This is a genomic window from Frankia sp. AgB1.9 (genome assembly GCF_016786355.1).
GTDB lineage: Bacteria > Actinomycetota > Actinomycetes > Frankiales > Frankiaceae > Pseudofrankia.
Window position 1 is genome coordinate 13,739 of the sequence record NZ_JADWYX010000003.1, and the last position, 20,932, is coordinate 34,670.

18 protein-coding genes and 2 tRNA genes are annotated in these 20,932 nt (G+C 72.8%); 7 read left to right on the top strand and 13 right to left on the bottom strand.

Features of this window, described 5'->3' with window-relative positions:
• The 6 genes from I6A60_RS01650 to I6A60_RS01675 all read right to left on the bottom strand — a co-directional run bounded on the left by I6A60_RS01650 (position 1) and on the right by I6A60_RS01675 (position 10,602).
• Positions 1-76: transfer RNA gene (locus I6A60_RS01650), tRNA-Arg, on the bottom strand.
• 175 nt (positions 77-251) lie between these two features.
• On the bottom strand, positions 252-1,751 hold the full coding sequence (locus I6A60_RS01655; RefSeq protein WP_203021018.1) for an acyl-CoA synthetase: 1,500 nt from the start codon (positions 1,749-1,751) through the stop codon (positions 252-254).
• Positions 1,752-1,856: 105 nt separating this feature from the next.
• Complete coding sequence (locus I6A60_RS43280) at positions 1,857-4,529, bottom strand: bacterial transcriptional activator domain-containing protein (RefSeq protein WP_203021020.1); 2,673 nt, start codon at positions 4,527-4,529, stop codon at positions 1,857-1,859.
• Between the two features lie 562 nt (positions 4,530-5,091).
• Entirely contained in the window at positions 5,092-5,376 is a 285-nt protein-coding gene (locus I6A60_RS01665; RefSeq protein WP_203021022.1) for a hypothetical protein, read from the bottom strand.
• Positions 5,377-5,395: 19 nt separating this feature from the next.
• A complete protein-coding gene (locus I6A60_RS01670; RefSeq protein WP_203021023.1) occupies positions 5,396-5,665 on the bottom strand; it encodes a pyrophosphorylase in 270 nt (89 codons plus the stop codon).
• Positions 5,662-10,602, bottom strand: coding sequence for an FtsK/SpoIIIE domain-containing protein (locus tag I6A60_RS01675; RefSeq protein ID WP_203021025.1), 4,941 nt, complete (start codon positions 10,600-10,602; stop codon positions 5,662-5,664). Before I6A60_RS01675 ends, I6A60_RS01670 begins: the two co-directional genes overlap by 4 nt.
• 161 nt (positions 10,603-10,763) lie before the next feature.
• Between I6A60_RS01675 and I6A60_RS01680 the strand changes: the two genes are divergently transcribed.
• Positions 10,764-10,853: transfer RNA gene (locus I6A60_RS01680), tRNA-Ser, on the top strand.
• A gap of 72 nt (positions 10,854-10,925) precedes the next feature.
• On the opposite strand, the gene I6A60_RS01685 is transcribed toward I6A60_RS01680, so the two are convergent.
• Positions 10,926-12,455 (bottom strand): tyrosine-type recombinase/integrase, encoded by a 1,530-nt coding sequence (locus I6A60_RS01685; protein ID WP_307838655.1) that lies wholly within the window; start codon positions 12,453-12,455, stop codon positions 10,926-10,928.
• A 321-nt stretch (positions 12,456-12,776) separates the two neighbouring features.
• Between I6A60_RS01685 and I6A60_RS01690 the strand changes: the two genes are divergently transcribed.
• Complete coding sequence (locus I6A60_RS01690; RefSeq protein WP_203055539.1) at positions 12,777-13,943, top strand: hypothetical protein; 1,167 nt, start codon at positions 12,777-12,779, stop codon at positions 13,941-13,943.
• Here I6A60_RS01690 and I6A60_RS01695 read toward each other — a convergent pair.
• On the bottom strand, positions 13,937-14,191 hold the full coding sequence (locus tag I6A60_RS01695; RefSeq protein WP_203021865.1) for a hypothetical protein: 255 nt from the start codon (positions 14,189-14,191) through the stop codon (positions 13,937-13,939). The two genes, I6A60_RS01690 and I6A60_RS01695, sit on opposite strands and share 7 nt — an antisense overlap.
• A gap of 46 nt (positions 14,192-14,237) precedes the next feature.
• On the bottom strand, positions 14,238-14,465 hold the full coding sequence (locus tag I6A60_RS01700; RefSeq protein WP_203021866.1) for a hypothetical protein: 228 nt from the start codon (positions 14,463-14,465) through the stop codon (positions 14,238-14,240).
• A 199-nt stretch (positions 14,466-14,664) separates the two neighbouring features.
• Here I6A60_RS01700 and I6A60_RS01705 point away from each other — a divergent pair, with 199 nt between their 5' ends.
• Genes I6A60_RS01705 through I6A60_RS01715 form a run of 3 tightly spaced genes read left to right on the top strand, consistent with a single transcriptional unit; the run spans position 14,665 to position 16,973 of the window.
• Positions 14,665-14,892, top strand: coding sequence for a DUF397 domain-containing protein (locus I6A60_RS01705; protein ID WP_203021867.1), 228 nt, complete (start codon positions 14,665-14,667; stop codon positions 14,890-14,892).
• A gap of 21 nt (positions 14,893-14,913) precedes the next feature.
• On the top strand, positions 14,914-15,813 hold the full coding sequence (locus I6A60_RS01710) for a radical SAM protein (protein WP_203021868.1): 900 nt from the start codon (positions 14,914-14,916) through the stop codon (positions 15,811-15,813).
• Positions 15,810-16,973, top strand: a complete 1,164-nt coding sequence (locus I6A60_RS01715; RefSeq protein WP_203021869.1) for a methyltransferase domain-containing protein — start codon at positions 15,810-15,812, stop codon at positions 16,971-16,973. The genes I6A60_RS01710 and I6A60_RS01715 overlap by 4 nt, the downstream gene beginning before the upstream one ends.
• A 68-nt stretch (positions 16,974-17,041) precedes the next feature.
• On the opposite strand, the gene I6A60_RS01720 is transcribed toward I6A60_RS01715, so the two are convergent.
• From I6A60_RS01720 to I6A60_RS01735, 4 genes are all read right to left on the bottom strand, one after another.
• The gene (locus tag I6A60_RS01720) at positions 17,042-17,644 is read right to left on the bottom strand and encodes a GNAT family N-acetyltransferase (RefSeq protein ID WP_203021870.1); all 603 of its coding nucleotides are present in this window, start codon (positions 17,642-17,644) and stop codon (positions 17,042-17,044) included.
• Positions 17,644-18,960 (bottom strand): helix-turn-helix domain-containing protein, encoded by a 1,317-nt coding sequence (locus I6A60_RS01725; RefSeq protein ID WP_203021871.1) that lies wholly within the window; start codon positions 18,958-18,960, stop codon positions 17,644-17,646. Before I6A60_RS01725 ends, I6A60_RS01720 begins: the two co-directional genes overlap by 1 nt.
• A gap of 170 nt (positions 18,961-19,130) precedes the next feature.
• Positions 19,131-19,313 carry a hypothetical protein gene (locus tag I6A60_RS01730; RefSeq protein WP_203021872.1) on the bottom strand — a complete coding sequence of 61 codons (183 nt, stop codon included), beginning with the start codon at positions 19,311-19,313 and terminating at the stop codon, positions 19,131-19,133.
• A 428-nt stretch (positions 19,314-19,741) separates the two neighbouring features.
• Complete coding sequence (locus I6A60_RS01735) at positions 19,742-20,209, bottom strand: helix-turn-helix transcriptional regulator (protein WP_203021873.1); 468 nt, start codon at positions 20,207-20,209, stop codon at positions 19,742-19,744.
• A gap of 153 nt (positions 20,210-20,362) precedes the next feature.
• On the opposite strand from I6A60_RS01735, the gene I6A60_RS01740 reads away from it, so the two are divergent.
• Both I6A60_RS01740 and I6A60_RS01745 read left to right on the top strand, forming a co-directional pair.
• The gene (locus I6A60_RS01740; RefSeq protein ID WP_203021874.1) at positions 20,363-20,608 is read left to right on the top strand and encodes a helix-turn-helix domain-containing protein; all 246 of its coding nucleotides are present in this window, start codon (positions 20,363-20,365) and stop codon (positions 20,606-20,608) included.
• The gene (locus I6A60_RS01745) at positions 20,605-20,868 is read left to right on the top strand and encodes a hypothetical protein (protein ID WP_307838656.1); all 264 of its coding nucleotides are present in this window, start codon (positions 20,605-20,607) and stop codon (positions 20,866-20,868) included. The genes I6A60_RS01740 and I6A60_RS01745 overlap by 4 nt, the downstream gene beginning before the upstream one ends.
• Positions 20,869-20,932: the final 64 nt, after the last annotated feature.

A 20,932-nucleotide genomic window follows, 5' to 3' on the forward strand; every position in this document is an offset into this window, starting at 1 on the left:
TGGTGCGCTCGGAGGGACTCGAACCCCCAACCTTCTGATCCGTAGTCAGATGCTCTATCCGTTGAGCTACGAGCGCATTGTTCAGTTGTCACGTGCTGCCGCCGCCCGCTCCCGCAGGCGACTGGAGCCACCTTACAGCACGAAGGACGGGCCGAACGAGCCGGTATCGGCTGCGGGGCGGAGGGTGCCGCCCGTCCCGCTGCCCCCATGGCCGGGTCGAGCCTGGGTCGCTGCGCCTCCCCAGGGCGTGGTCAGGAACTCGCGAGGAGCTTCTTCTGGACCTTGCCCATCGCGTTGCGCGGCAGATCCTCGACGACGCGGACCTCACGTGGGCGTTTGTGGACGGACAGCTGCGTGGCGACGAAGTCGGCCACTGTGACCGGGTCGACCGGTGTTGTGCCGTCACCGACGACATAGGCGACGATGCGCTGGCCCAGATCGGGGTCCGGCACGCCGACGACGGCCGCCTCGACGATCGTGGGATGGGCGAGCAGCGCGGCCTCGACCTCGCCGGCGCCGATCCGGTAGCCGCCGCTCTTGATCAGGTCGACCGAGGTCCGGCCGACGATGCGGTGCCAGCCGGCCGCGTCGACGACCGCCGCGTCGCCTGTGCGGAACCAACCGTCCGGGGTCCAACTGGCGGCTGTCACCTCGGCCAGGCCCAGATATCCGTCGAAAAGCGACCCACCACGCACCTGGAGCTCGCCTACCGACTCGCCGTCCCACGGCACGTTCTCATCCGCGGCCGGCCCGGTCGCCGCGAGGGTGTCGCCGGCGTCGGGCAGGGGGCGTAGCCGGGTCTCGACGGCGGGCAGGCTCAGACCGACCCACCCGGGCCGACGCTCGCCGTCGGACCGCACCGCGACGGTGATCAGGGATTCGGTCATGCCGTACCGCTCGACCGGCACCAGTCCGGTCAGGCGACGCAGCCGCTCGGCGACCGGGACCGGGAGTGGTGCGCTGCCGGACACCAACAGCCGGGCCTGGCCGAGCGACGCGGCGGCCGACGGCTCGTCGCACATCCGCGACCAGACGGTGGGCACGCCGAAGAAGAGGCTTCCGCCGTGCCGCTCGGCCGCGGCCGCGTACTCGGCGGGACGCGGCCGGCCGGTGTGCACCAGCGGGCTTCCGACGCGCAATGCGCCGAGAACGCCAAGCACGAGGCCATGCACATGGAAAAGCGGCAGTCCGTGGACCAGCACGTCATCTGCCGTCCAGGCCCAGGCGTCCGCCAGTCCGTCCAGGCAGGAGGCGATGGCACGTCGGGAGATCACGACGCCCTTGGGAGCGCCGGTTGTGCCGGACGTGTACATGATCATGGCGGTGGCGCTGGGGTCTGGCTCCGGGTAGGACGTGTCAGACCTGCGGGCCAGGTCGATCGGGACGACGGCCAGGTCGCGGCTGCCCTCGTTGGGCCGGTCCAGGTTCGCGGGTGGGTCGCCGAGCCAGAGCTCGGCTCTCGAATCGGCCAGGATGTGCGCTCGTTCACGCGGGCCCGCGTCGGCTGGTACCGGCACGACCGGGACGCCGGCCAGCAGGCAGCCGACGATGCCGACGACGGTCCGCAGGCTCGCGGACCCGTGCACCGCGACCACCGCCGAGCCGGCGACCTCGTCCGCGACCGCCGTCGCGGCGGCCCACAGCTCGTCGCGCCGCAGCGCCGCGTCGGCGACCCGCACCGCCGGACGCGCGCTGTCGGCGTGACCGGTGGCCCCGGCTCCGGCGGTGCCGAGCAGGCCGTGCACGTTCACGCGAGTACCTCCCAGAGAGCGGATGGCGCGAGGTGATGCCAGGGTGCGGGTTCTATCGTGCCTGTCCGCGCGCGGTGGGCGGTGGGCCGCCTCGGGACGGGGCCGTCAGCGGGGGCGGTAGCCGGGCAGCAGGCTCTGGACCAGCTCGTTCGTCTCCGGCTCGGCGCCTGCGTCGACGCGACGGCGGCCCAGAGCCGCCGGGTGATCCCGCTGGGGCGTCGATGCCGGTGGCAGCGCTCGGTACATCTCGGCGGCGACGGCCTGGAGGGCATGTCGGTCGCCGCGGGCCGCGACGGTTCGCAACAGGTCCCGCCACAGCGGCTCCGCCGTCGGGACGGCCCGCAGACCCGTCCGGCAGGCCGCCATGGCCGTCGCCGTGTCGTCGGCCGTGAGACTGAGGCCGGCCAGGCGGTGCGCCACGTCCACGACCGCCGCCCGGATCCGTTCGGCCAGCCCAGAGGCCAGCAACCAGCCGTATCGCCCGTCCGGGAGATCAGCCAGGACCGGGCCTGAGACCAGGCGCAGTGCCGCCACGAGGTCGGCCGCCGGTCCGTCGGCATTGCTTCCCGCCGTGCTGACGGCCTGACCCCCGGAGCCGGGCGCCTCGCCGCGGGACACCGCGCGGCGTGCCCAGGCGGTGAACAGCCGCCAGTCGCAGCGGACACCCGGGTCGAGCCGCGGCCGGCCGTCACCGCTGAGCAGTAGCCGGGGGCGGCCGACCGGATCCGCGCCGAGCCAGGCCTGAGCTCGGCGTATCGCGTCGGCGACGACCGCCTCCGTGGCGCCGCCCGGCCAGAGCGCGGCGGCCAGGATGCGCATCGGTGGGTCGGCCGGGTTCAACGCGAGGTAGACGACGAGCTCGGTCAACTCGTCGACCTGATCCGCCGGCAGCCGGCCGGGAGCGCTGACCACGGGTCGGCCCAGCACCTTGATCTCCACGTCCGTCGAAGGCTCCGGAGACTGGGCCCAGGAGGAATCCGGCGGCGACGGTGCTGGGGCGGCGACCCAGGGCAGTTGCAGGGGCGAGGCCGGACCGGCGGGTGACGGTCGTGGTCGCGCGGCCGGGGGCGCCGGAAGCGGCCGGACGGCGGAGTCGTCCTGTCCCGGCGGCTTGGCCCTCCTCGACGGCGCCGGGACCAGAATCGAGATCGGGCCGCGGGCCGCGGGCTGTCCCGGGCGGGGGAACCGGGTCGGTGGTGGCGCCGCTGGAGCGAGGGCGCCGGGCACCGTCCGCGGCGACGAATGCGGCAGGGACGAGTCCGGCGGCGGCGCGACGGCTGCGCGGGCGACGCTCGACGGATCTGATGTCGCCGGCCGGCGCGGGGCCGGCGGCACCGGTCTGGTCTGACCGGCCTCTGGGAGAACGGGAAGGAACGGCTCCGGCGGAGCGGCTGGTGGTGGTGGCAGAAATACTGGCGCCGGCGGTGTGGGCGGTTGTGGTGGTGTGCTTGGAGCCGTCGGGACCAGTAGGAACGGGCCCGGAGTCGTCGGTGGCTGCCGGCTGGGGGGACCTGCTACGGGGCGCGCGGTGGGTAGCTGAGCGACCGGGGCGGGCCCATGGGGGTGGTTCGCCCGGCTGGCCGCGATCGTCCAGCCCGCCGTCGCTGGCCGGGCGACGTTCGCCGGACCGACGGCGTTCTCGCCGACAGGGAGGGGGTCGGCCGGTGCCTCGTTCGCGGGATCGAGCGAACGGAACATGTCGATGATCGACGCGTAGGCCTGGGCGGGCAGGCGTTGCGCCGTCACGTCGAGGCCCAGGACACCCAGCGAGAGTCGGCCGTCGCGCGACGCGGTGAACACCCAGCGCGCGGCCGGGGTCTCACCGACCACCAGCACGCCGACCGCCCGATCCCGCCCGTGCGCGTACCGGGCGAGCACCTGCGCCGTGGTTTCGTCCGGCGGCTCGGCCAGCACCAGCAGATCGGGTGTCCACAGTGCCTGGGTCCTGGCCGCCTGCCGGCCGAGCAACACCGGTCCGGCCAGGCCGTCGTCCCAGCCACCGCCGGACGCCTGGGCGTTCACCCGCCGCCGCTGGTGGGTCGCGAGCTCGGCAAGCGCCGCCTCGACGGTGTCCACGGTCCGCAGCCGGCCCGGCGCGATCGCCGACGGGTCGTCCCCGAATCCGACCAGATAGACCCGCAGGGCGTCCGACCAGCGGTTGGTCGCGAGCTCGACGGCGATCGAAACCGCTGTCTCCCTCGCCCGGGTCGGGTGGCCGCCGATCGCGATCGTGCCTGGCGCGCCCTCGATGTCGACCAGGACCCTGGCCCGCTCGGCGGCGAACCCCACGGTCGCGAGCCCGGGAAACGGCGCCGGGGTCGTGGGCGGGATCGAGGCGGCCACGCCAGGGGGTAGGCCGTCTGGGGTGTCTGCCAGCCTGTCGACTCGCCAGGTCCCGGCCGCGGCCTTCCACCAGGGCGCCGGAGGTGGCTCGGCCGGGGCGGGCGCCAGGTGCAGGACCAGCGCGTCCTCGGTCAGCGTCGCCGCGAACGCTGGCGGTAGCGGCCGGCCCAGCGCCGCCAGTTCGGCGGACAGGAGCCGGGTGGCGCAGTCCAGGAAGTGTGCGCCGTCGGCGTCGGCGGCCAGGCGCAACTCCTCTCGGCGCCCACGGAACCACGCGGCGGGCAGCGCCGGCCGCCGCCCGGTCAGCTCGGCCAACAGGCCGGCCGCCAGCAGCGATGCGCCAGCCTTCGGGCGGTCCGGGCCGTCCGGGCGGTCCGGCTGCTCGCCGGTTCGTCGCGCCGCGCTGGTCGCAGGGTGCCGGCCTGCCGAGGGCACGGCATCGGCTCGTTGGCTCGTGCCGGAGCCACCGGCGTCCTGTTTCGTGCCTCCGCCAGATCGGGTCGTGCTGAGGCGACGCACGTCCGCCAAGGGTGGCCGCCGGACCAGCCGGGCAGTTGGCGGCTGGCCCGGCGGTTCGTCGGTGGAAGACCTACGCCACCGTCGCCAGGAGTCGGGAGGCCGTGGCAGCAGTGGCGTCGGGCCGGTCGCGGGCCGGGCGAGCCAGGCCCACATGCGCTCGGCGGCGGCCGGGTCCGTCGCGCCGAGAAGCATCGGAGGAGTCCCGTCCGTGGGTGTCGGCGGCCCTGGCTGCGCCGGCTCGATCTCAGACCGGACTGGTCGGGCATGGCGGCCGCCGCCCGGCCCACTCCCGCCCCAGACGGCCACCGGCCACCCTCCTCCCATGCTCTGACTACTGTGCGTCGTCCAGCTATCTGCCGACAAGAGGGGGTGCGGCCTTGGTGGGGCCGACTTGACGCTCATCGCCGAACCGTCGTGTCGACACCCGTTCCGAACCGCGCCCGGGAGACGTCCGAACTCGACCGGTGCCTCATCGCACTCAGCCCGCGTTCTGGATGTCGTCCTGGATCTCACCCAGTCGGACGCGCAACCGGTCGAGTTGGGTGTGCAGGTCGGTGAGGGTTCGCTGGTAGGACGGCCAGATCGTCGAGCGGAAGTCGGTGGCGGCGCGGCCGTCCCAGTTCTCCGGGTCGGTCAGCACTGCGGCGTGGCGGCGCAGCGCGTCGAAGTTGCGTAGCAGCGGCCCGTTGACGAGGGCGCCGAGACCGTTGACTGCCGCGACAGCCTCCGGCGTGCTGCGGACGGTCGAACCCGAGCTGGACATCGTTTCTCCTTGTGAGTGCTCAGGCGCCCGCGTCGGCGATGCGGCGGTTGACCTCGGCGACAGAGCGAGCCAGCTCGTCGAGGTTGCCCCGCAGGTTCGTCAGCGTCGTCTCGACGTCCGGCCACACCTGGGTGCGGAACGCCCGCGCCTTCGGGCCGTCCCAGTTCTGCGGGCTCGCCAACGTGTCGCAGTACCGGCGCAGGTCTGCGGTCGTGGTGGTGAGACTGGGTAGCTCGTCGCCGAGACCGCGAGCCGCCGCCTGCGCCGCCGGGGTCGTCACTGTTCTCATGGCCGCTCCTTGGTCGTTCTGGGGCTGCGAGTCGTTCCGGGGTGGGTCTGGGCGTGGACCAGCGCGTCGGATTCGGGACGTATCCGGTGGGGCACGGGACTGGTGGTCGGCGTGTTGGACCGGCGACGCGAGGCGGGCCCGATCTGAGTCGCCAGGGGGCGTCGAGGGGCGAGCGTCGGGGTGTCGTGGCGCGGGGTCCTCCGGGTGTGTGCCTCGGTGACCGCTGGCCCCGGCGGTTCGGGGACCTGGACCTGAGTCGCCGTGCCCCGCCGGAAGAAGAGGCCACGGCCGGGTCGTCGCGGCCCACCGGCCCAGGCGGACAGGCGCCGTCCGAACAGCTCGCCATCGCCCGGGCCTCCCGGCCACAGCAGCAGCCCGCTCTGGCCGCGTCGTGCGTCGAGCAGGAAGCCCCGGAACTGGCCGAGCAGTTCCTCCGTTGTGCCGGCGACGACCAGTGCGGCTCGCCGGTCACGGGCGGTCCGCAGGAATGCCCCGACCGGGGCGGCCAGCGGCCCGTCGGCCAGGAGCTCCGCATCGTCGATCACCACCGCTGTCGGCTCGTGGTTCCCACGGCTGGCCGGCAGCAGCCGGGCCAGGTCGTCCGGACTGGCGTCGGCGTCCAGGCAGCCGAGGACCCGGGCGGCGTCGGCGAGCCCATGCAGCGGTGACGGCCGAGAGGTGACGAGCACCAGCCGCGTTCCCCCCAGGAGCAGCGTCCAGGCCAGATTGACCAGGGCCGTGCTTCGGCCCGATCCGGGCGGCCCGGCGATCGTGAAACCCGGACCGTCCGCTGTCAGGTCGACGCTCAGCGCGGTCAACTCGTCGCCACCCACTCCGACCAGACCCACCAGCGGCCGCGGCGGTGACGGCGGAGCCGTCGACGCGGCCGGAGTGGTGTCTGGCGCCGTGGTGAGGGCCATGGCTTCGCCGAAGGTGAGCCGGGCCGGGAGCAGGTCGATCCGCATCGGTCGCCGTGGGTCGGTGCGGGGACCGGTCGCCAGTTCGGGCGCGAGCCCGTCGCGGACCGCGGCGGCCGCGCCCAGCCGGATGAGCGCCGCCACCTGTGCGCGTCCGGACGGATCCGGGTCGAGCAGCGCGAGCTGGGTCTCGACCGGCGGGCTCACCGCGCCGTGGGTGTTCCCGGCCAGTCCGGATTCCGTCGCGGCGTCGCCGATCCGGAAGCCACGGCCGGGTGGCAGCCCGTCTAGGACTGCCCCGCTGGAAAGGCCGACCAGTGGGTAGTCGGCCCGATCGGCGAGCCGCAGGACCAACCGGTTCTCGATGGCCGAGGCCACCTGGCCGATGAGGCCGCGGCGATCCGTGGTCAGCACCACCCGCAGCCCGGCTGCGGGGCCCTCACGGATCAACCGGGCGAGCTCGTCGACCAGCCGACCGCCGTCCAAGGTGTCGAACGCCGCCAGGAATCCCTCGTACCGGTCGAGCAGCACGATCAGGTAGGGCAGCGCGGCACCGGGCTCGGCGGCCCGCTGCTCGCCGAGGTCCGCGTAGCCGCGGCCGGCGAAGGCCTCCTGCCGGGCGGCGATCTCGGCACCCAGCCGGCGCAGGAGCCGTTCCACCCGGTCTGGCTCGTCGGCGCTGACCACAGCTCCGGTGTGCGGCAGCGCGGCGAGCGCCCGCAGCGCGTTGTTCCCGCAGTCGACGCCGTACAGGTGGGCGTCGGACGTCGAGACGCGGGAAGCGAGGGCCCCGGCGAAGGTCCGCAGCGCGGTCGACCGGCCCGACCGGGCGGACCCGACGATCATCAGATGTCCGGGCGACTCCAGATCGACCTGGTACGGACGTTGCTCCTGCTCACCGGGAAGGTCCGACAGACCGAGCAGGACTGGCGCCAGGCCCGTGGGCGTGGACAGGTCGGGGCGTTCGTCGAGCAGCGTGTCGAGGGTGATCCGTTCGGGCAGGGGCGGCAGCCAGGGCGCGCGCTGGCGAGGCACGCCGGCCAACGCGCCCGCCGCGCGGATCTGCTCGACCAGCACCGTCAGGTCGCAGGCACCGTCCTCGTCGGCCGCCGCTGGTCCCGACAGGGGCCCGGGAGGCGCGCCCAGCGCGGCCCACGGCAACTCGGTGACCCGCGGTGGCACTCGGCGCGGCCTGCTACCCGTCGCCGGGCCGGCCTGGTCCCCGAGCTGGACCGGCGACGCGGGTGAGCTCGACGGCGCGGCTCGGCCGCTGACCCGTCCGGCCTGAAACGGCACCAGCGACGTATGGCCCAGCCGGGCGAGGGCTCGGCCCGGAGCCGCTCTGGAGATCCGCGCCGCGTCCGGCGCGTCGATCACGTCGATGCTTTCGGCGGCATCGGTCATGCGCAGCGCGATCCGCAGGTTGGTGTTCGCCCGGATCTCCGGCGAGACCACCCCACCGGGCCGTTGCGTCGCGAGCAGCAGGTGCACGCCCAGGGATCGGCCCCGCTGGGCGAGCCCGACCAGGCCGGTGACGAAGTCGGGCAGGTCCCGGGCCAGCGACGCGAACTCGTCGATCACGATGACCAGCCGGGGCAGCCGGGGCGGCGTGTCGTCCACTGCGGTCCGTGCCAACTCGCGCTGGTAGGTCTCGTGGTCCTTCGCGCCTACCCCGGCGAGCAGCCGTTCGCGGCGGCGCAGCTCGGCTCCCAGCGAGGTGAGCGCCCGGGTGACCAGGTGGCTGTCCAGGTCCGTCACGAGTCCCACGCAGTGCGGGAGCTGGGCGCAGGCCGCGAACGCGGCGCCGCCCTTGTAGTCGACCAGCACGAACGTCAGCGCGTCCGGTGGGTTGGCGACCGCGAGCGACGCGACGATCGACTGCAGCAGCTCTGACTTGCCCGAGCCAGTGGTGCCCGCGATCAGGCCGTGCGGGCCGTCGCGGCACAGATCCAGCGTGAACGGTCCTTCCCGGCCCGACCCGATCGGCACGGACATGCGGCCGCCGGGCGCCGCCGCCCAGCCAGCCGCGATCGCGGCGGCTGTCGGCGAGTCGAGATCCAGGAGGTCCATCAGCCGGGTCGACTCAGGCAGCGCAGCCTCGTCCCGGTCGCCCCGCGGGTCGCGCAGCGGCGCCAACGCCCGCGCGACCTGGCCGCACCACGCCGCAGCGTCGGCGACGGCCGGTGAACCGAGCCCTTGCGTCGCCGGATCCATCCCGGCCGTGCCGATCAGGTCGGGCCGGACGTCCTCGACGCTCGCCCCGCCCGCCTCGCTGATCCGCAGCCCACCGGCCGACTGCTCCACCACCGCCTGGCACTCGGCCGGCAGGAGGCGGACGTCGTGGTCCAGGCAGACGCTGTACACCCCGACGGCCGGACCGTCGCGCAGCACCGTCACCAGGCCGGGCAACGCGCGCAGCGATCTCGCCCCGTCCAGGAGGACGAGTACGTCCGGCTCACCGGCGGGGGAGCCGTCCCGATGACTACCCCGGTCGGCCCCGCGGTCCACGATCAACCTGACCAGCTCGCCGATCCGGCCCGCTCTGCTCTCCTCGTCCGCGCCCACCAGGACGGTGGCGTCGTCGGCCGCGCGGGCGTGCGGCAGCCAGCGAACCCAGCCCCAGTCGGCTTCCCCGCCCGACGAGGTGAGCAGGTAGACGACAAGATCTCGCGGGCTGTGCAGCACCGCCGCTTGGGCGAGCAGCCAGCAGCCGAGTACCCGGGGAAACGCGCCACCGCCCGCCAGCCCGAGCACTCCACGTTCCGCCAGCGCCACCGTGACCGGCACGTCGGGCGCGGTGCGGCGCTCTTCTCGCCGGTCCTCCGGGGCACTGGGGTCCAGGGTCGTCAGCTCGCTGGGCAGGTCGGCCGTGCCGAGCCGCAGCCGGAGGTAGTCGTCGTCGGTCCGGCGGCGCTCCCACAGCCGGCGTCGTGGGCCGACGGCCGTCAGGAGCAGGTCGGCCGGGTCCGGAGCGGCGGCCCGCCGCGCCGCGCACTCCGCCGCCAGCCCGGCCGTGACAGCCCGTTCGACTTCCGCCAGCTCGCTCCGATGGTGGGCGAGCGCCCGCCGGTAGGTCTTCCGCGTTCGCCGCCCACCGCTGAGCCGTGCGCCGACGATGCCCAGCGGGGTCAGCAGCGCGAACAACAGCCCGTAGTAGGTGTGCAGCACGAACGCCATCGCCGCGGCGCCGGCGGCCGGAACGAGCGCCATCAGGACTCCGACCGGGTGCCGCTCGGGCCGCTCGGGGCAGGCCGGCAGCCGATACCTGGCCGTGGGTCGCGAGGCCGAGAGCCGGGGTGGGCGGTTCATCTCGAGCCAGCGCCCCTCCTTCGCCGGCCGGGTCGCGAGGTCGGGTGGCTCCGGCAGCGCTACGGCGAGCAGCACGGCGCCGACCGCCACCAGGGGAGCGGCGCGGACCCCTCCGCGCGACTGACCCCCCTCGACCGTGTCGGGCTCGGCGCCCGGCAGGGTCAGCAACTGCCCGGCCGCCCGCAGCAGCAGACCGTCGAGGAGCACCTCGTCGAAGCCGGCTCCCACTCCGGCCGGGCGAACCGCGCAGGAGCCGTCCGCGCCGACGACGAGCGTCAGTGCCGCGTCGGTGACCGTGGGGTCGACCAGCCGCACGGCGCAGTCGCGGCCGGTCCCGACCAGGAACTGTCCGGGCCCGAGGCGATGCACCACCCCGGCGCCAGGACCGCCGACCACGCGGATCTCGATCAGGCCGACAGGCTCGCCGGACGGCGCACAGCCCGCCGGCGACCCGAGGCTCACCAGCGAGCCCTCGACCAGCGGCGACCGCCTCAGGCTCAGGCCGGGGTCGACCGCCCGCCCGTGGACGAAGACCGCCCAGGGATCGGCGCCGCCGACCGCGTCCGCAGGCGCGTCGCTGCCGGCGCCCGGACGCAGGCAGCCGGCGAGCGCCCATCCGACCTCGCCGACGGTCGCGTCGTCGTCCGTGTCCACCAGGACGTCCGCGCCGACGCGACGAAGCGGGTCGACCGCGGTCAGTGTCACCCTCATGGCCGCGCACGCTATGGCCAAGCCAACCGGAACCCAACCAGACCGGACACCCCCGCACCGGCCCCCCGCTTGACAGACTCGCGTCCGCCGTGCGCGGTGACCGCCCGCCCGCCGGCTGCCACACCCGCTGTCCGAGACGCTATAGTTGGCGGGCACCGCTGGGAGGCTTCGCCTAGTCCGGTCTATGGCGCCGCACTGCTAATGCGGTTTGGGTCTACAGCCCATCCGGGGTTCAAATCCCCGAGCCTCCGCAAGTGATCAGGGGCCTGACCTGCTGGTCTACTCGCAAGAGTGGATCTTCGGGTTGGGCCCCTGATTTCGTTCTAAGATCCAGAACTGGCCTGTGCTCGCCCGTTGCTCGCCCCAACGGCGTGGATCTTGTGTCGGCGGGGCACGAACGCCGCGATCGCGGTCGCTGCGGCCTCCGCCATCTCCTCCGCCACGACCGCGTAGACGTCGCTCGTGAACGCGACCGAGGCGTGGCCCAGGACGTCGGAGACGAGCTTCGGCTGCGCGCCGGCGGCGAGCAGCATCGTCGCCGCGCCGTGGCGCAGGTCGTGGAACCGGATTGGCGGGAGCGGCATCTCCGCGGCGATCTCGACGGCCGCGACGGGCACCCGGAACTGACCGGCCGTCCGCTCCGGTGTCCACCCGGGTTTCGCGAGTCGGGCGCGGATCGCCGCGTGCCGGGCGACCAGGGCCGTGAAGCGCGCCGACACGTTGGCCGGGCGCAGCGCCTCGCCGTTCTCCCGGGTGAAGACACGGCCGGAGTCGGTGTAGGCCTCGCCCCACTTCAGGCGCTCGCGCGCCTGGCGGGTGAGCTCGGCGCGCAGCACCGTCTCGGTGCCCTCGTCGAAGACGACCGTCCGGTCGGCGTTCTCCGTCTTGCCCTCGTCCAGGTCCCCGTCGACGTCGTTCTGGCGGACGTGCAGCCGGCGGCGGGGGAGCGAGAGATCGGCGCGGTCGAGGCCGACGAGCTCGCCACGCCGCAGACCGTAGTAGGCGTCGAGGTGGAACAGCGCCTGCAGCCGTTCGCCGGTCGCCTCGGAGAAGTCCAGCCAGTTCCCGGCCTGCGCCGAGGTCCAGACCATCACCGGGCCCGGGGCGACGCCGGTCTCCTGCCAGCGTTCGACCCGCTCGGCAGTCCACAGCAGCGGTCGGGCCCGGCCTGACCGGCGCCGCTTGCCCTGCGATCGGAACACCCCGTCAGCCGGGTTCGCGTCGATCAGCTTCGAGAGGACCAAGGCGTCGTTCAGGATGCCGGTCAGCACCGCGTGCACCCGGCGGATCCGCGCCTCGGAGATTGGCCGGGTGTGCAGGCGGAGGCCATCCTTGCCCAGCTTGCGAACCGCGGCCAGCCGGCGCACCAGCTCGGCGAGGTCGCCAGGGTCATGCTCGCCCTCTCGGTTGATCAGCCGCATCGCCGCGTACAGATCGCGGATGTGATCGTCGGTGACGTCGACGAGCTTGAGGTGCCCCATGCCCGGCTTCAAGTACAGCGCGATGGCCTCATGCTCGGCGTCCAGCGTGGACTTCTTCAGGCCCTCGCCGGTCTCGTACTCGGCGCGCCGCCAGGCGTACCGCTTGTCGGCGTACGCCCCGAACTTGATCTTTGCGTCGGCGTTGTAGCGGGCCGTGGTGACCCGGGCTGCCGTGGTCGTGATCGCGGTGCGGGCAGCCTTCTCGGTGTCGTACGGACCGAGCAGCGGACGGCGCCGCTTCCCGTCGGCGCCGGGCGCCTCGACGCGGACGTACCACTTCCCGTGGGCCTTCTTCTCGAGCTCGGGGCACCGTCTGCGGAGCAGCCGTCCCGTCGCCGGGTCGCGGCACCAGCACTGCTTGAACGGCTTCACGACAGTCCGCCCGCGAGGGGACGGCAAACACGCTTGTTCATGATCGCTCCGGAAGTCTTCGCGGGTGACCGCGGGAGAGGAAGACGACGGACCGCCGGGCAGAACCTGGGCGCTCTGGGTGCGCTGCCGGCAATGGAGCGTAGCGCCGCCGCTGCGCCCCGTCCGACCGACGGGCGTCGGAGCGGGCTCCCGCATCCTCACCCGGGGCATACGTTCGTTCATACGTGCATGCCAGATATGAACGGACGAACGGACGAATGGGCGAGCGGGTGGGATCCCTCGCATTCGACACGAGCGTTCGTCTATGCGTATATTCGCGCCATGAACGAACGAACGGACGAACGGACCGATTCGGGTCCGGCCGAGAGCACCTGTGCCTACCCGGGCTGCGAGGAGCCGACTGCGCCTCCGCCGGCGACCGGCGGGCCGGCGCCGCGATACTGCGCGCGGCCGGACCACACCGCGCAGACCGCGTTCCGCGCCCGACGTGGCGCCGGCCGCCGGGCCGCTGCGGCGCCGGCCCGGCCCGCCAGCGGCGACCAGGCGGCCGAACGGCCCGCGAGCCTCGCCGGCGCGTCCCTGCGCGAGACCGTCGCCCGCCTCGGCCAGCTGCTCGCCGACTTCGAGGCGTCCGCCGCCGGCGCTCGGGAGCTCCTCGATGCCGCGGTCGACCCGGCCGCGGTCGAAGCAGAGCTCGCCGCCGTGCGCGCCGACGCGCTGCGTACCGTCGCCGAGGCCGAGGTCGCCCTGGCGGCCGAGCAGTCCGCTCGGCTCACCGCCGATGAGGCCGCCGAGGCGATGGTGGCCGAGGTCGAGCGGGCGCAGGCCGATGCCGCGGCGGCGCGGCGGGAGACCGCGGCCGCGGCCTCGGAGGCGGCCGCCCACGCCGCTCGCGCGCAGGACGCCGCCTCGGCCGCGCAGGCTGCCGAGCAACGCGCTGCCGACGCAGACCGGCGCGCCGACGTCGCCGAGGCCGACGCCACCGCTGCCGAGGCCCGCGCGGCCGCCGCTGACCAGCGGGCCGAGCAGGCCCTACGCCGAGCCGAGGTCGCCGAGACCGAGGCTGGCCACGCACGCACCGACGCCGACCGGGCCGCCCGCCTCGCCGCCGACGCCCAGGCCGCCGAGGCCCGCGAGCGCGAGGCCCGGGACGCCGCCGAGACCACCACCGCCGAGGCGCTGCAGATCGCCCGCGACGAGAAGCAAGCCGCCGCGCTCGCCGCTCAACGTGCCGAGGCAACCGAACAGCTGCTCGCCGCCGCCCGCGAGACCGCCGACGCCCAGCGGCAGCGCGCCGACCAGGCCGTCGGCCAGCTCGACGCCGCCCGGGCCGAGGCCCGTGACGCGATCGAGCGCGCCGCCCGCGCCGATGCCGCCCGGGCCAGCGCCGAGCAGGCCCGAGCCGCGGCGGTCGCCGATCTCGCGGCGCTCGCGGGTCAGGAACCGGCCGATGACCAGACCGGCGTGAGACCAGCGCCGGGTCAGTGACCCAGGAGCCGTCGCAGGGCCTGGTCGACGCGAGCCCAGGCCAGCGGCGGGACCGGGCCGAGCGGATGCGAGAGACCCGACACCGGTTCCCAGGCCACGAGCTCAGGCAGGACGGTTCCCTCGACCGGGTCGGTGAGGATGGCGACCGTCGCATAGTCCGGGAAGGCGGGCCGGCCAGGAACGATCGGACAGGCGATCACACGGCCGGTCGCCGCCCGGTTGTAGCTGTCATCGGAGACCACCAGCACGTTGCCCCGTCCAGCGGCCCGCGCCCATACATCGCCCCTGCGCGGCTCACCCGGCAAGGTCGAGGCCTTCCCGTGACGCGTACTCCCGCGCCAGCCACTCGTCGTCGACGCCCAGCTCACGGTTCACGGTCTGCTGCTCGCGCCACCGCGCGGTCCAGATCGCGTCGGTCAGCGTCTGGTCAACCCAGGCGGAAAGGGTGACTCCGGCGGCCTCGGCCCGCGCGCGGGCATCGGCCAGCGTGGCCTCCCGCACCGACACGCTCAGATTCGGCATGGCATCGATCATAGGACGCCGCTTCCCATACGGCCTCACAGCTTCGACTCACATGTGACTGATCACCGGTCACACCCGGGTCACACCCTCGCCATAGCCCGCCGGCCCGGGCGATCGTCTACTTGCGCGCGCCCGGCGTCCGGGGGGTTCTGGACGTCGGGCGGGCGTGTCCACGGCCGAGCGATCAGGGGAGAGCGGCATGCAGCGCAACGAACTGGCCGCGCTCCTCTCCGAACACACCCACCGCCTGCTGTGGCGCCGACCGACTGGCACTCCGCCCGGCGAGGACACCGTCGAGCTCCTCAAGGTCGAGTCCGGCGTCCTGCTGCGCGGCCCGGGCATCCAGCTCGAGCTGATCCTGACCACGCCGGAGTGGCGGGTTTTCGTGCGAGCGATCAAGGCCGGCGAGTTCGACGACACGATCTGACCCCTTTGACGGAGGCACGCGATGACCGTGACCCTTCCCGACCCCGTCCGTGCACAGACGGACCCCGAGCAGACACGGCTGCTATGGCTGGAGCTCACCGGCCGTTGCCAGCTGACCTGCGACCACTGCTACGCGGATTCCTCCCCGCTCGGTGATCACGGTGTGATGACCCTCGAGGACTGGGTCACGGTCCTTGCCGATGCCGCAGCGTACGGCGTCGAGGAGGTCTGCCTGATCGGCGGCGAGCCGACCCTGCACCCGGACTTTTCGGCGCTCGTCGACATCGCGCTCGGCTACGGCCTCGGCGTCGAGGTCTATACCAATCTGTATGCGCTGCCTCCCACTGTCCGCGCCGTGCTGACCCAGCCCGGAGTGCGGGTCGCGACCTCCTACTACGCGCCCGACGCGGCCGGCCACGACACCGCGACCGGCCGCGCCGGCAGCCACGCCCGCACCCGCGGCTTCCTGGCCGACCTCGCCGCCGCCGGTGTGCCCCTGCGGGTAGGAGTCGTCGCGGTCGCCGGCGACGGCCAGGCCGCTGCCGCGGTTGACGATCTCGCAAGTCTCGGGATCACCAACGTCCGCGTCGACCGGGTCCGGCCGTTCGGCCGCGCCGCCGCCGATGCGGATGGTCAGGCCGGCGGTTGCGGCCGCTGTGGCCACGGCCATGCGGCCGTCCTCCCGAACGGCGCCGTCGCCCCCTGCGTGTTCACCCGCGCGGCGGCCATCGGCGACATCCGCGCCGAGGGCCTGGCCGCCGTGCTCCTCGGGCCAGCGTTCGCCGCCGGGGTCGCACGCCTCGACCGAACGCGGGCGCTCGCGGTGCGGCCGCGGACCTCGACCGGCTGCAGCCCGGACGATTCCGCCTGCGGTCCCGACAGCGAAGCGTGCGGGCCCGACTTCCCAGAGGTTGGTGCATGACGTCCGTCGCCAACGAGGCTGGCGTGTGGCCGGCCCTCGCCCGCGACCTCGCCGACAGGGTGACGCACCCTGGATCTCGGTGGCATCGCGTCGTCGCGTCGACGCCCCGGCATGCCTTCGTGCCGGCCTGGTGGGCCCGGACCGACGGCGGGTGGCAGCTGCGCCGCGGCCCGCTCGCCGAGGTGTACGCCAACCAGACGCTGGTGACCCGCGTCGGCACGCATCACGCGAACCATGGCTACCCGTCCGGCGGGGCACCCGTCGGACGGTCGACCTCGTCGTCGACGCTGCCGGGGCTGCTGCTGACGATGTACCGACACGCGCAGCTCGCCGAGGGCCACGACATCGCCGACATCGGCACCGGCTCGGGCTACGGCGCGGCGCTGCTCGCAGGCCGGTACGGCGCCAGCCACGTCACCACCATGGACGTCGACCCGTACCTCGTCGAGGCCGCGGCCGGCACGCTCGCCGCCGGCGGGCTGGCCCCGGACGCCCAGGTCGTGGATGCGACCGGGCCACTGCCAGGCACCTACGACCGGATCATCTCGACCGTGTCCGTGAAGTCGATCCCACCGTCCTGGCTGGCGGTGCTGCGGCCCGGCGGACGACTCGTCACGACCATCACCGGAACGTGGATGATCCTCACCGCCTGGCGGATGCCCGACGGCGAATTCCGGGGCCGCGTGGCCCCGGATTGGGCCGGGTTCATGCCCACCCGGTCCGGTCTCGACTACCCGCCCGAGTGGGCCGACTTCGACGACCTCGCGACCCGGCAAGGCGAGGAGGTCAGCGCCGGCCGCTACCCGGTCCTCGACATCGCGGATGCCTGGGAGCTATCCACGATGCTCGCCCTCACCGCCGGCGTCGACGTCGCCCACCGCTACCTGCCACCCGGCCCCGACGGAATCCACACGGCACTACTGGCCCACCCAGACGGGTCGTGGGCCAGGGCCGCCGGCCACGGCACCGACCAACCACTCGTGCACCAGGGCGGCCCACGGCGACTGTGGGACCTGCTCGACCAGACCCGCGACGACTGGGTACGTATGGGCATGGCCCCATGGCTCGGCGCCCACGCCTTGGTGAAACCAACCGGCGCGGTGGCCCTCGCGATGGGCAACTGGCGGGCGGTAATCCCCGCAGCAGCACCTGGCCGATAGCTCGCCGCCGTGACAATCTCCGAGGCCTCCGCCCCAACGACGTGGCGGAGGCCTCGGCCGTCGCGCGCTTACGACCGTTCGCTGCCGGCCTGGTGCGATACCTGGTCGCCGCTGTCCCGGCTGGCCCAGGCGTCGCGGGTGACCTCATAGACGAAGTTGTCCGCCCACGGTCCGATCTTGTCGGCCTCGCCAATGAAGGTCATGCCGAGTGCACGGGCAATACCCTGCATCCCAGCATTGTGACGGTTGGTGAAAGTGATGATCCGATCGACATCAAGGTGGTCAAAGCCCCAGGCGACCGCTGCGGTCGCGGCCTCGGTACCGAGGCCTTGGCGCCACCGGTCACGACGCACCGAGACGGCGACCTCGACACCCGGCCAGCCGGGACCGAAATAGAGCCCTGCGCGGCCGAGGAACTCTCCGGTCGTCCGATCCTGTAGCGCCCACATCCCGTGCCCGCGGAGCGGCCACATGCCGATCAGGTGGGTAACGAGCCGCTCCGTGGAATCGCGGCCGAACGTCCCGTCGAGGTAACGCATGGTGTCGGCGTCGCCGTTCATCGCGGCATACGGGTCGACGTCGGCCGCGCACCAGGCACGCAGGACAAGCCGGGCGGTCAGCACCGTCGGGACGCCGATGGCGGATGGCTCACCGAGGGTGTAGTGAGTCATCAGACGCCTCGAACGAGGGCAGGTCGCGGTGCGCTGGCAACAAGCTCGTGGAAGTCGCGCACCGCCGGAACGGTCCTGAATGACGTCAACTCGTCGCGGAACCTACGGGCCCGGTCGAGCACGGTATGCGTGGGCCGGCTTTCCATAAGGACCATCGCCTGCGCTGCCACTGCCGCGGCCTCGTCGACCTCGGGACGGTCGCGCCGGACAAGCGCGGCCGCGAGGACAAGCAAGGCATGCCCCCACTCCTCCAGGTGCGCTGCAGGCCCGGCGGCCTGATGACCGGCGATTGATTCCCGGGCTGCCTGCTCGGCGGCCTCACCGGCGCCGACGCCACAGAGGACGACGCCTTCGAACATGCTCGCCGCAGCCTCACTCAGCGGGAGGTCGCCGGGCTGGCCGTGCTGCCCGATCGGGCTGTGGCGCATGACATCGAGTTCGGCAAGGGCCCTAGACGCATCGCCCTGGGCCGCGTAAGCGCGGGCGCGGTAGGCCGCGTTCCGCGCCCGGCTATACGGAGGATCAGGACTCTCGAAGGCACTCGCCGCTCCGCCGTAGTCCTTCCGGTAGTAGGCGATCCCCGAGCGCATTCCGGCGATCGAGGCGAGGATGACGCGGTCTTCAACCTGTGTCGCGTACCGGTCAGCGAGCTCTGCGAGCCGGCCGGCAGCGCTCAGATCGCCCAGATTGAATGACAGCCGGGACAGGTAGTAGGTCAGGCGTCCCCCCGCAGCCGTCAGTCGCCGCCGCGTACCGAGGCTCGTACGTCCGCCGAGGGCGACATCCACCTTGTGCCAGCGCTCGGCGATCTCCTCGAACAGCGTCGCGTGTGGCACGAGGGTATAGGTCGTTGCGTAGCGCTCTATTGCTTCCTCGGTCTCGATCAGCGAGAGCACGTCGCAGTGAGCATCGTCGGTCGCGATCTGGCGGAGCCGGTCGCCCGCGAGCGCCGCAATCGCGGCAAGCCCAGCGGCGCCGATCGCCGTGCGTCTGTCCGTGGGGTCCTCCTCAGCCGTCGTCGGGGCGCCAGCTATAGCTATGGGCGCTGATGCTGTCGTGCGCCGTCGCGAACTTCGTCTTTGGGCCGCACCAAGGGATGAGAGTGGCGTGCCGTCAGCGCCGAGCACGCCGTCGATGGCATGGAGTATCGCTGGCGACGGCGCCACTCGACCACGTTCACACTTCGAAATGATCGTTCTGACTGACTCGCGTTCCCAGCCGGTCAGGCAGGCGGCGAGGTCGCTTTGGGTCAGACCAGCCGCTTCCCGTCGTCGGCACAGCTCAGCGCCCAGTTGGGCGAGAAGGTCGTCGTCCATCCGCGATCCCCCCGGGTGTGACAAAACGGCGGTCACAGTTGTCACATGTGACTGATCGAACTCACATCCTTGCTCCCATCGCGCCGGATCTGGTGCGATCAGTGTCGTGACGAAGCGAACCATAGCCGGAGCGTGACGATATGTCTCCAGGGAGTCGATACCCGGCCGGATCAGTCCGGGCGGCGAGGCTGCATGGTCGGTCGGACCTGCACGTGCGCAAGCGCGATCCGGATCGCCCGGACATCCGCCTGTGGCAGGTCGGCGCGTACGAGCAGCACCGGATCCCCGCTGCCGTCCTGCCTGACCGCCGCCCCCGCTTTCAGTCGCGCCTCGACGCGCATCTCCGCCCCCATCACCGTTTGTTACCACCCGACACGTTTGTCGGACGGAGACGGAAGCTAGCCGCGCAGCAGTGGCGTTCGACAGAGACAACGCTGTAGATGTGCGCCAATTGAGAAAAACGGCTAGATCAGTTAAAGGTGCTGGCCAGAGGTCGCCAGATGCCACTGGTGCATCCACGTCTTGACGCGCCCCAAATAGTGCGCACTGTGCCCAACCCGTTCGCCAGAGTATCCAGCAGTCACGCCGAAACCATCCGGACGATCACTCAGAGAGACGATTCATCCCGTGAGTCGCGCGTCACGCCAGCCAGGGCGGTGCTGTCCGGTCGCCGAGGCGCCCGCGCAGCCCGGCGTCGGCGCCGGCCGCCACCGACGACGGTCGGCGCATCACGAGTCCGGGTTCGCCCGGGAGGAGGAACGACCCCTGGGCGGACGCGGGACTATCGATCCCCAGTCGCGTCAGAGAGCGCGGCCTCGGCCATGCGCAGCACGGTCCGCGCCGTGCCCAGGTCGCGAGCCGCCAGCAGGTCCCAGACCTCGATCCACCGCTCGCGATCCGCGGCCCCCTCGCCCAGTTGAGAGTCGTCGACGATGGCCTCGATCCGGCGATACGGCCGGCCCTGCTCATCGGTGAGGTCGCGGATCACGGCGCGCGGATGGTCCGCCGGCAGCGGGCTTCCGCCGGCGATGACGAGCGCGACCGAGCCCGCTTGCCAGTCCACTGCTAGCTCCAGGCCGACGATGGTGTCGTCGGTGATGGTGCGGCTCCTCGCCTGCTCGATTCGGCCCAGCGTCGCCACACTGATGTCGCCCTTTGCCGCTGCCTCGTGCTGGCTCCGGCGTAGCGCGATCCGCGCCTTACGCACCTCCGAGGCCAGCCGGGCCGCGTGGTCGTCGTCGAGCTCCATTGCACCGCCGGTCGTGATCGCTCATGCCGTCTCATAACTGTGCACGACATGGTCTCGTATAGAGGAGTAGTCGCGCCGCCGATCCAAGATCTGTGAGCTAGTTGGGATTAGTTGCGTTGACATGAGCGTGCATGAGCGCTCATGCTCGCTCACATGGCAACGCTGACGATCCGGGTGAACGGGGCGAAGATCCGCGAAAAGCGGATCGACCGTCGCCTAACTCAGACCGAGCTCGCCCACGCTGCTGGAGTTGACCAGGGCTGGCTCAGCAAGATCGAGAGTGGGCGCGTCAAGACGATCTCAGTCAAGTTCCTGCGGGCCATCGAGGAGCAGCTGGGCCCGATCGAGGTCACAAGCGAATCGGACGCCGAACACGCGACGCCGCTGGTTTCGCCGTGACGCCGCCCCGGCTGTCGGTGGTGTGGACCCGTGCCCAGATCGAGGCGCTTGGTCCGACGACGGATGTGCCGACCGCGGCGAGCGTGCTTGGGGTCTCGGGTTGGTTGGCCTACGACCAGATCCGTCGCGATTCCTGGCCCACTCGGGTGCTCCGGCTCGGTCGGAAGCTCCGCATTCCTACGCACGACTTGATCGGGCTGCTCTACCCGGCGGCGGGCGACCTCGGCGAGGCGCCGGCGGCTGCCCGGGAGGCGGGCTGATGTCCCGTCCAGACCGACCCGGAGGCGGGTCTGGACGGGCCACCCCTGATGACGCGCCTCCGGC

Bases quoted from the DNA above. Each gene is read 5' to 3' on its own strand.
- I6A60_RS01665 (WP_203021022.1), bottom strand. From the start codon at position 5,376: ATGTCCAGCTCGGGTTCGACCGTCCGCAGCACGCCGGAGGCTGTCGCG.
- I6A60_RS01675 (WP_203021025.1), bottom strand. From the start codon at position 10,602: ATGAGGGTGACACTGACCGCGGTCGACCCGCTTCGTCGCGTCGGCGCG.
- I6A60_RS01705 (WP_203021867.1), top strand. From the start codon at position 14,665: ATGCAGCGCAACGAACTGGCCGCGCTCCTCTCCGAACACACCCACCGC.
- I6A60_RS01725 (WP_203021871.1), bottom strand. From the start codon at position 18,960: ATGGACGACGACCTTCTCGCCCAACTGGGCGCTGAGCTGTGCCGACGA.
- I6A60_RS01735 (WP_203021873.1), bottom strand. From the start codon at position 20,209: ATGGAGCTCGACGACGACCACGCGGCCCGGCTGGCCTCGGAGGTGCGT.
- I6A60_RS01690 (WP_203055539.1), top strand. From the start codon at position 12,777: ATGAACGAACGAACGGACGAACGGACCGATTCGGGTCCGGCCGAGAGC.
- I6A60_RS01730 (WP_203021872.1), bottom strand. From the start codon at position 19,313: ATGGGGGCGGAGATGCGCGTCGAGGCGCGACTGAAAGCGGGGGCGGCG.
- I6A60_RS01700 (WP_203021866.1), bottom strand. From the start codon at position 14,465: ATGCCGAATCTGAGCGTGTCGGTGCGGGAGGCCACGCTGGCCGATGCC.
- I6A60_RS01740 (WP_203021874.1), top strand. From the start codon at position 20,363: ATGGCAACGCTGACGATCCGGGTGAACGGGGCGAAGATCCGCGAAAAG.
- I6A60_RS01710 (WP_203021868.1), top strand. From the start codon at position 14,914: ATGACCGTGACCCTTCCCGACCCCGTCCGTGCACAGACGGACCCCGAG.
- I6A60_RS01720 (WP_203021870.1), bottom strand. From the start codon at position 17,644: ATGACTCACTACACCCTCGGTGAGCCATCCGCCATCGGCGTCCCGACG.
- I6A60_RS01670 (WP_203021023.1), bottom strand. From the start codon at position 5,665: ATGAGAACAGTGACGACCCCGGCGGCGCAGGCGGCGGCTCGCGGTCTC.
- I6A60_RS01715 (WP_203021869.1), top strand. From the start codon at position 15,810: ATGACGTCCGTCGCCAACGAGGCTGGCGTGTGGCCGGCCCTCGCCCGC.